The 9,658-nt window shown below is 59.6% G+C and carries 10 protein-coding genes; all 10 read right to left on the bottom strand.

What is annotated here, in order from left to right:
• Positions 1–61: 61 nt before the first annotated feature.
• Positions 62–1,939: a molecular chaperone DnaK gene (dnaK, locus tag HY737_03530; protein MBI4597454.1), complete on the bottom strand. Its 1,878-nt coding sequence runs from the start codon at positions 1,937–1,939 to the stop codon at positions 62–64.
• Positions 1,932–2,546, bottom strand: a complete 615-nt coding sequence (locus tag HY737_03525; GenBank protein MBI4597453.1) for a nucleotide exchange factor GrpE — start codon at positions 2,544–2,546, stop codon at positions 1,932–1,934. The genes dnaK and HY737_03525 overlap by 8 nt, the downstream gene beginning before the upstream one ends.
• Entirely contained in the window at positions 2,531–3,580 is a 1,050-nt protein-coding gene (hrcA, locus tag HY737_03520) for a heat-inducible transcription repressor HrcA (protein ID MBI4597452.1), read from the bottom strand. The genes HY737_03525 and hrcA overlap by 16 nt, the downstream gene beginning before the upstream one ends.
• A gap of 48 nt (positions 3,581–3,628) precedes the next feature.
• Positions 3,629–4,741 carry a GTPase HflX gene (gene hflX / locus HY737_03515; GenBank protein MBI4597451.1) on the bottom strand — a complete coding sequence of 371 codons (1,113 nt, stop codon included), beginning with the start codon at positions 4,739–4,741 and terminating at the stop codon, positions 3,629–3,631.
• A gap of 37 nt (positions 4,742–4,778) precedes the next feature.
• The gene (gene miaA, locus HY737_03510; protein MBI4597450.1) at positions 4,779–5,747 is read right to left on the bottom strand and encodes a tRNA (adenosine(37)-N6)-dimethylallyltransferase MiaA; all 969 of its coding nucleotides are present in this window, start codon (positions 5,745–5,747) and stop codon (positions 4,779–4,781) included.
• Positions 5,687–7,162: a tRNA (N6-isopentenyl adenosine(37)-C2)-methylthiotransferase MiaB gene (gene miaB / locus HY737_03505; protein ID MBI4597449.1), complete on the bottom strand. Its 1,476-nt coding sequence runs from the start codon at positions 7,160–7,162 to the stop codon at positions 5,687–5,689. Before miaB ends, miaA begins: the two co-directional genes overlap by 61 nt.
• A gap of 818 nt (positions 7,163–7,980) precedes the next feature.
• On the bottom strand, positions 7,981–8,424 hold the full coding sequence (locus HY737_03500) for a hypothetical protein (protein MBI4597448.1): 444 nt from the start codon (positions 8,422–8,424) through the stop codon (positions 7,981–7,983).
• Complete coding sequence (locus HY737_03495; GenBank protein MBI4597447.1) at positions 8,414–8,659, bottom strand: hypothetical protein; 246 nt, start codon at positions 8,657–8,659, stop codon at positions 8,414–8,416. Before HY737_03495 ends, HY737_03500 begins: the two co-directional genes overlap by 11 nt.
• Before the next feature lie 76 nt (positions 8,660–8,735).
• The gene (locus tag HY737_03490; GenBank protein MBI4597446.1) at positions 8,736–9,080 is read right to left on the bottom strand and encodes a hypothetical protein; all 345 of its coding nucleotides are present in this window, start codon (positions 9,078–9,080) and stop codon (positions 8,736–8,738) included.
• Positions 9,077–9,655 carry a class I SAM-dependent methyltransferase gene (locus HY737_03485; protein MBI4597445.1) on the bottom strand — a complete coding sequence of 193 codons (579 nt, stop codon included), beginning with the start codon at positions 9,653–9,655 and terminating at the stop codon, positions 9,077–9,079. The genes HY737_03490 and HY737_03485 overlap by 4 nt, the downstream gene beginning before the upstream one ends.
• Positions 9,656–9,658: the final 3 nt, after the last annotated feature.

The following is a 9,658-nucleotide window of genomic DNA, read 5'->3' as shown; positions in this document are numbered from 1 at the left end:
TTCCACAGCTTTTCCACAACGATATCAGATATGAAATGGCCATTTCATATCTGATATCGCCTTATTTTTTATCGTCTTCGACTTTGAAGTCGGCGTCGACGACGTTGTCATTGTCCTTGCCGCCGACCTTCCCCGATGGCTCCTCGGCACCTTCTGACCTCTGACCTCTGTCTTCTGTCTTCTGATTCTCCGCCTTGCTCTTATACACTTCTTCGGCGAGCTTATGCGAGGCCTTCATCAGCGCCTCGGTGGCCTGCGTGATCTTGCCGGCGTCATCCGATTTGATCGCCTCTTTCACATCGCGCACCGCCTGCTCGATCCTCAGACGCTCCTCCTGGCTGACTTTATCGCCAAGGTCTTTGAGGCTCTTCTCGGTGGCATAGACCAGCTGATCCGCCTGGTTCTTCGCCTCGGCCGCCTCTTTGCGCTTTTTGTCGGTCTCGGCGAACTGCTCGGCCTGCTTGACCATCTTCTCGATTTCATCCTTCGAGAGCTTCTCCGGCGCGGTAATTTTGATGGACTGCTCCTTCCCAGTCCCGCGATCCTTGGCCGAGACATGCACGATGCCGTTGGCGTCGATGTCGAAGGTCACCTCGATTTGCGGAACGCCCCGGGGTGCCGGCGGAATCCCCACCAGGTCGAAGCGGCCCAGCTCGGTGTTGTCCGCGCTCATCGGCCGCTCGCCTTGCAGCACGCGAATCGTCACCGCGGGCTGGTTATCATCCGCCGTAGAGAAGGTTTGGCTTTTCTTCGTCGGGATCGTCGTGTTGCGGTCAATCAGCTTGGTGAAGACACCGCCCAGCGTTTCTATCCCTAGCGACAGCGGGGTCACATCCAGCAGCAGCACGTCTTTGACTTCGCCCTTCAGGACCGCCGCCTGGATGGAAGCCCCCTTGGCCACGCATTCCATCGGATCGACCCCGCGCTCCACTTTCTTGCCAGCGACTTCTTCAACGAAGCGCTGGACGATCGGCATGCGGGTGGGGCCTCCGACGAGGATGATGCGATCGATCTCCGCCGGCCGCAGCTTCGCATCGGAGAGCGCTTGCTCAACCGGCTTGCGGCAGCGCTGGATGATCGGATCCAGCAGCTGCTCAACCTTCGCGCGCGTGAGCTTCATCGTCAGGTGCTTCGGCCCTGCGGCATCCGCCGTGATGAACGGCAGGTTCAGGTCCGTCTCCAGCACGTTGGAGAGCTCGATCTTCGCTTTTTCCGCCGCTTCGCGGATGCGCTGGGCCGCCATCTTGTCGGATCTGACATCAATCCCGGATTCTCTCTTGAACTCGGTCGCGATGTAGTCGACCAGGGTTAAGTCCATATCGGTGCCGCCCAGCTGCGTATCCCCGCTGGTCGACTTCACTTCAAACACGCCCTGCGCCATGTCCATGACGGTCACATCGAGCGTGCCGCCGCCTAAGTCGAACACCAGGATCTTCTGTTCCTTGCCGGCTTTGTCCAACCCGTAGGCCAAGCACGCCGCTGTCGGCTCGTTGATGATGCGCAGCACCTCAAGGCCGGCGATGGAGCCGGCATCTTTCGTGGCCTGCCGCTGATTGTCATTGAAGTACGCCGGCACGGTGATGACGACTTCCTTCACCGGCTCGCCCAGGTACGCCTCGGCATCCCGCTTGATCTTCTGCAGGATGAACGCCGAGACTTGCTGCGGCGTATACTCCTTGCCGTAAATTTTGTACACATGATCGGTGCCCATCTTGCGCTTGGCCGCCTGCACCGTCCCCTCGGGGTTGGTGGCGGCCTGGCGTCGAGCCGGCTCACCGACGAGCAACTGCCCGTCTTTCGTGAACGCCACGAACGACGGAAACGCCTTGCCGCCCACGCTGGTCCCTTCCGCTGACGGGATGATCGTCGGCTGCTGATGCTCCATCACCGCGCAGGCACTGTTCGATGTTCCCAAATCGATTCCAATCACCTTAGCCATTATCTATTCCTCCTTGATCTTGGTCATACGTCGTGGGTCGTGTGTCATGGGTCGCCTTTGCAATTTTCACTAACGCTGGTCGAATCACTTTGCCATGCATCGTGTAGCCCACGTGCACTTCCTCTTGAATGGTGCCATCCACCGCTCCATCGGCGACTGGAACATGCCCTGCCGCCTCATGCAGATGCGGATCAAACCGCTCTCCGATGGTCGAAATGCGCTTGACCCCCTCCTGCTCCAACACGCCGAGCAGTTGCCGGTAAATCAGGTGCACGCCTTTGATCACGGCCTGGGGATCCGACTGTTTATCAACGGCCACGAGCGCTTGATCCAAACTATCCACAATCGGTAAGAGGCCGCGGATCACGGACTCCGCCGCGTACTTGGCAAACTCGTCCTTCTCGCGCTGAAGCCGCTTCTTCGTGTTGTCAATCTCGGCCACCGCGCGAAGATAGTTGTCCTTGGCCTCCGCCGCCTCGCTCTTGAGCCGTTCAAGCTCGTCGTGCGCGGCCGCGCGCTGCCGCTTCTCGGCCAGCTCCGGCGGCACGCGCACCTCGAGCGCTGGTTGCTCCGGCGCGGGGTGCTCAGGGTTTACAGGGTGTCCCATCGGTTCAAGAGATCCGTGATCGAGCGGCTCATCGCCTCCACCAGCGAACGCATGCGCGGGTAATCCATCCGCTTCGGCCCGAGCACGCCAACACCGCCAACGACCTCGTTATGCATGGCGAAAGGTGCTGCGACGTAACTGCACTCTTCCAAGCCCGGCACCTGGACTTCCTTGCCGATCCGAACGCGAACGCCGGCGAACGCCAGATCCTCCGTAATGCGCTGCAGCAAGATTTGCTCCTGATCCAGCCCCTTGAGCAGCGCGTGCGCCTTGTGCGGATCGCGGGCAAATTCCGGTTGCGCCACCACATACGTGGCCCCGTCAAGGAAGAGCCGCTCCTCAGGCTCGGTCAACAGCGCATGCTGCAAAATATCCAACGAGCGCTTCACCAGGTGATAGAACGAATCGCTCTCGCCCAGAATGCGGCGCTCAAGCGAGCTGAGCAATTCCACGCAGGAGAGCCCGACAAGCTCCGTGTTGATGAACCGCACCAGGGCCGTCGCCTCATCGCGCGTCAGCGGCTCTTCGACCTCAATCACGTGCGAGGTGATCATCTCGTCATTGGCGATGAGCACGCACAGCAGCTTGCGCACGCTCAAAGGGACTAGCTCCACTTGCTTGACGGTGCTGCGCTTGACGGTGGGGGCCACCACAAACGCGGCTTGCTGGGTCAACTCGGAGAGCGCGGCACTCGCCCGCTCCAGCAGCTGCTCAACTTCCATCGCCGCCGGGTGGATCAGTACTTCAATCTGCTGGATCCGCTCCGCGGAGAGGCGGGGCGCGTCCATCACCGAATCCACGTAAAACCGATACCCCAAATCCGTGGGCACGCGTCCGGCCGAGGTATGTGGCTGCTCCAGCAAGCCCTGCTCTTCCAGCTCCACCATGATGTTGCGGATCGTGGCAGAGCTTAAACTTGAGCGCAGCTTGCGCGCAATCATCTCAGAGCCCACCGGCGAGGCGGTTGACACATACGCCTCGATGATGAGCTCAAGGATTCTCTTTCTCCTTTCGTCAAAGTCAGTTACGGACATTGGATTCCTTGGATTAGCACTCTGAAGTATCGAGTGCTAAACCTAAGTTTAGGCGATCTCGGAAGCGTTGTCAAGCGTCAATTCCATGAGGGCCAGGAGCGCCTCAAGACCTTCCCCGGTCTTGGCGGAGATGGCGCAGGCAGGGCGATAGGCGTGCTCCAGGGCCGTCAGCCGGTCGGTGTTAGCCACGCGATCCCGCTTATTCAAAATCGTGATCGCCGGCTTCTCATGCAACGCCAGCGTCTTGAGGACTTCATGCACCGCTTCGATCTGCGAGGAAGCCTGCGGGTGGCTGGCATCCACCACATGCAGCAGGCACTCGGCATCCCGCGCCTCCTCAAGTGTCGCCTGGAACGCCTCGATCAGATGATGCGGCAGCTGATGGAGAAACCCCACGGTGTCGGTGAGAATCACGATCTGACCGCCGGGAAGCCGCAGGCGGCGCGCGAGCGGATCCAATGTTGTGAAGAGCTGATGGCGAGCCGCGGCGTCGGCCCGCGTGAGCCGGTTCAACAGCGTGCTTTTTCCCGCGTTGGTGTAGCCGACAAGCGCCATGACCGGCACCGCGGTCTCCTTGCGCCGCGCGCGCGTGGCCAGCCGCCGGCGCCCGAGCTTTTCCAATTCATCGGAGAGGCGCGCGATGCGGTGGCGGATGCGCCGGCGATCGACTTCGAGTTTTTGCTCGCCGGGGCCGCGCGTGCCGATGCCGCCTCCAAGCCGCGAGAGCATGATCCCCTTGCCCGCCAGCCGGGGGAGGAGATACCGCAGCTGTGCCACCTCCACCTGCACTTTGCCTTCCTGGGATGTCGCGCGCTGGGCAAAGATGTCGAGGATGAGCTGCGTGCGATCGATGGTCTTCACCCGCAGCGCGTCTTCAATGTTCCGCTGCTGGGCGGGCGAGAGCTCATGATTGAAGATGACGACGTGCGCTTGGGTTTCGCGCGCGACACCGGCGATTTCCTCGAGCTTGCCGCTGCCCAAAAATGTCCCGGCCACCGGCGTATGGCGCCGGGCGGCCACTTCTCCGGCCACTGCGCAGCCGGAGGAAGCCGCCAACTCTCTCAACTCCTGCGCCTCATCCTGAAGCGGCCAGGCCATCCCGTCCTTGGAGAAACGGCGATCCAGCTCGATGGTCACAAGGACAGCGCGCTCAGTCGGCATCGGTCACGTCGCGATCAGCAAGGGGGGTGCAAAACGATTAGGCGATGGACACAGCAGAGGACAGCGGGCCGGCACTTGCCGCGGCGGTGTGGCGAATCAGATCCGTCAGGCGCGCGCTGGTTTCCCACGAGCGCTCATCAGCCGCCACCGTCGCCCAGGCAATGCCCGTGGTCTGACGAAACCACGAGAGCTGGCGCTTGGCGTAGTTGCGCACGCGCTGCTGCCAGATGGTGATGGTTTCCTTGAGGGTGAGGGCCCCGGCCAGATACGCCTCGAGATCAGCCAGCCCATGCACCTGCCGCGCGGTGCGCGACAACGGCAGCCCGAGCAGCTCGCGCACCTCATTGATGACACCCTCCTCATAGATCATGTGCAGCAGCCGCTTGTTGATGCACTGATACAGCGCGTCCCGATCCCGCGTGAGCCCGATCACGGCCACATGCCCGGCGCTGATTTCCTCGCAGGCGGTCCGCCACCAGCTCGAAATGGGCTTGCCGGTGAGCGCATAGACTTCGAGGGCGCGGATAATACGGCGCGCGTCATTCGGATGAATCTTGGACGCCGCCGTCGCGTCAACGCCTTGCAGCCGATTGTGCAGCGTCGCACTCCCCACCCCGCGGCACTCGCTCCAGAGCTGCTCGCGGACTTTCAGATCGCCCGGGGGCGCTTCGCAAAGACCTTCGGTGATCGCCCGCAGATACAAGCCGGTGCCTCCGACGATGAGGACGCGCTTGCCGCGCGCTAAAATCTGGTCGATAATCGGCACAGCCATCTTGCGGTATTGGCCGACGCTGAAATCGGCGGTGGGCTCGATGCAATCAATGAGATGATGCTGCACTTGCGCGCGCTGCGCTCTGGTGGGAGCCTGCGAGAGGATCGGCATCTGCTGGTAGACCTGCATGGAGTCGCAGGAGACGATTTCCGCTCCCAACGACTGGGCTAGCTCTACCGCGATGGCCGACTTGCCAACGGCTGTGGGTCCAACGAGCGCGACGATTCGTGGCATGTAGAGTGCCCTACTCGCGTTCCAAACAACGTATGCTGTACAGATCGAGTCAGGTTCACATCAACGAACTGACCGACTAACGGCTCTTCGTTTTCAACGATCACCCCGTGGTTGCCACGGGTCTTACCAAACCATTGTCCTCCAAACCGCCCCTTCGATTCAACTAAAATCTGCGCCATCTGCCCCACCAACGCGTGATGGCGCGCTTCCTCTATATCATCCTGCAGGGCGAGCAGTGTTTGGTTGCGCGCTTCCTTGACCTCTTGCGGCACATCATCCTTGCGGGCCGCGGCATCGGTGCCTGGCCGCGGCGAATACTTAAAAATGTAGGCATTATCATAGCCTACCTCGCGCATCAGCCGAATCGTGGCCTGAAAATCGTCCTCGGTCTCACCGGGAAACCCCGCAATGATGTCCGTCGACAGACTCATGTCTGGCACGTAGCGCCGCAGCAACTCGATTTTTTTCAGATACGCCTCGGCCGTGTAGCCGCGCCGCATCGCGCGCAGGATCCGATTGGAGCCGGACTGCACCGGCAAATGCAGAGCCTCGCAGACCGACTCGCACTCCCGCATCGCCGCAAACAACCGCTCATTCGCATCAAACGGATGGCTCGTCGTAAACCGAACCCTGATATCAGATATCACATGGCCATGTGATATCTGATATCGCTCTGGCGATCGAATGGAAGCATCAATCATCCGCAGCAGTTGCGGAAAATCGAGCAGCGACTCTGGCGCTTCCTCTAATAGACGTAGGCGACCGAGCGGTCCCTTGTACCCGCTGCCATCAGGAAATCTCTTGCCGTACGAGTTGACGTTCTGGCCCAGCAGGGTCACTTCCTTATATCCCGCCTCAACCAGGTGGCGGATTTCATCAATGATATCCTCAGCCGGACGTGAAATCTCTTGGCCGCGCGTCTTCGGCACGATGCAGTAGGTGCAGGCCTTGTCGCAGCCTTCCATGATCGTCACGAACGCCTTCACCCCAGGCGCGTGATACTCCCCCGCCGGCTTCTTCTCCAGCGGGCGGAATTGCCGACCAACTGCGATGACCTTGGCTAGGATCTGGGAGCTAGGAGCTGGGAGCTGGCGTTTCTCCTGGATCTCGGCGAGAAGATACGGCAAATCATACAGTTCCGCCGGTCCGGCGACGAGATCGACGCGCGGCAAGCGCTTGAAAATTTCCTCCTGCCTTAGCTTGGCCATGCAGCCGATGATGCCGAGCACAAGCTCAGGTCGCTCCTTCTTCATCATCGACAGCTCGCCCATCTTCCCAAACGCCCGTTCCTCCGCATGCTGCCTCACCGAACACGTATTGAGGAGTATCACGTCCGCCTTCTCCGGCTCCTCGGCGATTTGGTATCCCTGCGCCGTCAGCATCCCGATCACTTCCTCGGAATCGCGGGAGTTCATCTGACAACCGTAGGTCTGGAGAAATACCGACTTATTCATTTCGAATTAGGTATTGTGTTCCGGAATTCACGGAAGAATTACTTTCTCTCTTTTGGCCTTTGAAATCAGCTTCTCAAAATCTGAGATGGGTATCAGGGGGCAAAATTGGCCCCAAACCCATCGCCCTCTGGCTCTCTTAATTTTACCAATTATGAAATATCCAATCCTGTATTCAATGTCGTCTTCCTTCCATGACGACTTATACGATAGGCGTCCAGTGGACTTCACTTTTCTTAATCGTTCAAAAACGAAAACCTTCTCTTGCAGATTATGCTGAGGAAGAAACGTCCATGCCTCTCGCTTGAAATAGAACCTTCCTCGACGCCCTATGTCTTTCATTCGAATCAAGGACTTTTCGCTTTTGAATTGGGAGTCTTTTCTCCTGATAAAATCCGAAGCGGTTTCTCTGTGATTCATATCGCCGTTACGAACCCAACTGTTCCAGAGACTGATTGCTTTACGCCCGCTGAAAAAGCTGCGTCGCGCCCCAGCGGCTGGCGAGCGAATTGCGAGCTCAGCGAGCCGGCAGCGAATTCCCTTGAGCCGCGGCTACCTGTCCGATCGCGCCCCAGCCGGGCGCGGAGTTGGTGGCCGCTTCGCTGCCCGGCGAGCGCCCGGAGCGAGCATCTGAGCGAGCGGACGCTGCGGGCGCGACGCCACGGTAAAATTCGGGACGGTTCTGATTATTACTGACAGCCGACGGCGAGAGCGCTGCGGAGGGTATTATACCGTCGAGAACGTCTGGGGGGCTATGGAAAATGGCGGGCGCTGGCTTCGCGTTAGTCAAACTCAAGCCAGGCCTCATGGCGAGGTAAGGCGACGTGGACCGTCGCTTTCTCCAAACAATCTTGGAAACCTAAGATGAGTGGGACGTCGCTGGTGTGAGCTAGGAAGGCTCTTACGGTCAGGCGTTGCCGATGGCCTTGCGGATCGAGCAGCGTCATGCTCAGAATTCCTAGGCGAGCAGACACCGCGCACTCTTTACGGCCCACCAACCCGCCAACCTGCGTGGTCTCAAATTGCTGGGTTCGCACCTGCTGCCAAAGGTCTGAGGGGATCAGGCACAGTGGCGCGCCGGTGTCGACGATCGCCGGTTGAATGAAGACGTCCTTGTCGGGCGTCTCAAATTGGACGGTGCAAAAGATGCGGTTGTGGGCGATCCCGCGATGGAGGAATTCCACATCAGGCAGCCGACGGAAGGTGAGCCCGATCCTAGTAGACATGCCGGCCGGTTTCGAGGAAGATAACCGCGACCGGCGAGCGTCCTGTCTTGGCTTGGGCTTGTTTCTGAGCTGTGACCGAGCTTTTTGAGGTTGCGACCACGCGGCGGTTGACCACCGCCACCCAGCGATCGCCGTACCGTTTGACTAATTGGGGGTAATGATCAAAGGCCCACCGTTGGTCCTGCCAAAAGCTCTTCGGGAGCGGCCGACTTGTGCTTGCTATGATCCTCGACATCGATTCTCTCCGACGCTATTCAGCATAACACACGCATCATCGAACGACAAGACACGATCTCATGAGCGCATGGGAATTACTCGCCCAACGAATACACGCGCGCGGCGTTGGCTCGGCCGACTGTGCGCTGTAACTCCTCGGGCAGTTGATTGAGTATCGCCCAGATGTCAGCAAACGACGGCGGTCCAACACGGCGGCCGCCGGGAGCGCCGACAAAATTGTCTGAGCCGCTCATGAAGCGGTCTGGAAATTCGCTCATCAATTGCACCCATTCCGGCCTGACGTTCATCTGCTCGTCCTTCAGGCCTTCGCCCGGTGCTGAGGTTGCGGCCTCTTGCGCAAGCAACGCATCGCCTGACAACACAACACAGAGGAGCGCAGATAATACGACAGAGAAAAGGACGGTGATCGTCTTGATCATGCCGGCGCGGCTTGACGATTCATCACGATCCCATAATGATACGGCGGCAAATTGCGCTGTCGGAGGTTGCCAAATCCTGCCGCTTCGGCCCACGCGACGCACTGCGCAGGTTTGGGGCGGATGTCCATCGACGGCCCTCGCGGGGTTGCAGGGTCATAGTTCCAATGAATGATGCCGAGTTTCCCGCCGATGCGGAGTATTCTCCATGCCTCTTTCAGCAACGTTTCAGGGTGTTCGATATGCAGGATATTGAACAGCATCGCGTAATCCACGCTGGCCGCTTTTAACCCCGTCCCTTCCGCCACGAAATCCCGACGCATGACGTTGACGTTACGCAGTGCTGCGCTGGCGGCTGCTGTTCTGGTCGCTTCAACCATGTCCGCTTCCACATCGATGGCATAGATGGTGCCGGCGATGATTCTCGCGGCAGGGATGGTAAAGGTGCCGTATCCGCATCCAAACTCAACGACGTCCTTCACCGTGCTATCCAATCCCATCACGCCGAGCGCCTCAGCGGGATGGAAAAACTTCTCCCACACTTCTTTCGTCGGCATGCCGCTTTCCCTACCCTTCATATC

This window comes from Candidatus Omnitrophota bacterium (assembly GCA_016209275.1).
GTDB lineage: Bacteria > Omnitrophota > Gorgyraeia > Aquiviventales > Aquiviventaceae > JACQWM01.
Note: the sequence above shows the minus strand (reverse complement) of the source record. Positions and strands in the feature narration are given on the sequence as shown.

What these genes read in the sequence shown, in the direction of transcription:
- HY737_03485 (MBI4597445.1), bottom strand. Translation starts at nt 9,655, where the DNA reads ATGAAGGGTAGGGAAAGCGGCATGCCGACGAAAGAAGTGTGGGAGAAG.
- miaA (MBI4597450.1), bottom strand. Translation starts at nt 5,747, where the DNA reads ATGCCACGAATCGTCGCGCTCGTTGGACCCACAGCCGTTGGCAAGTCG.
- HY737_03500 (MBI4597448.1), bottom strand. Translation starts at nt 8,424, where the DNA reads ATGTCTACTAGGATCGGGCTCACCTTCCGTCGGCTGCCTGATGTGGAA.
- hrcA (MBI4597452.1), bottom strand. Translation starts at nt 3,580, where the DNA reads ATGTCCGTAACTGACTTTGACGAAAGGAGAAAGAGAATCCTTGAGCTC.
- HY737_03495 (MBI4597447.1), bottom strand. Translation starts at nt 8,659, where the DNA reads ATGTCGAGGATCATAGCAAGCACAAGTCGGCCGCTCCCGAAGAGCTTT.
- miaB (MBI4597449.1), bottom strand. Translation starts at nt 7,162, where the DNA reads ATGAACTCCCGCGATTCCGAGGAAGTGATCGGGATGCTGACGGCGCAG.
- HY737_03490 (MBI4597446.1), bottom strand. Translation starts at nt 9,080, where the DNA reads ATGATCAAGACGATCACCGTCCTTTTCTCTGTCGTATTATCTGCGCTC.
- HY737_03525 (MBI4597453.1), bottom strand. Translation starts at nt 2,546, where the DNA reads ATGGGACACCCTGTAAACCCTGAGCACCCCGCGCCGGAGCAACCAGCG.
- hflX (MBI4597451.1), bottom strand. Translation starts at nt 4,741, where the DNA reads ATGCCGACTGAGCGCGCTGTCCTTGTGACCATCGAGCTGGATCGCCGT.
- dnaK (MBI4597454.1), bottom strand. Translation starts at nt 1,939, where the DNA reads ATGGCTAAGGTGATTGGAATCGATTTGGGAACATCGAACAGTGCCTGC.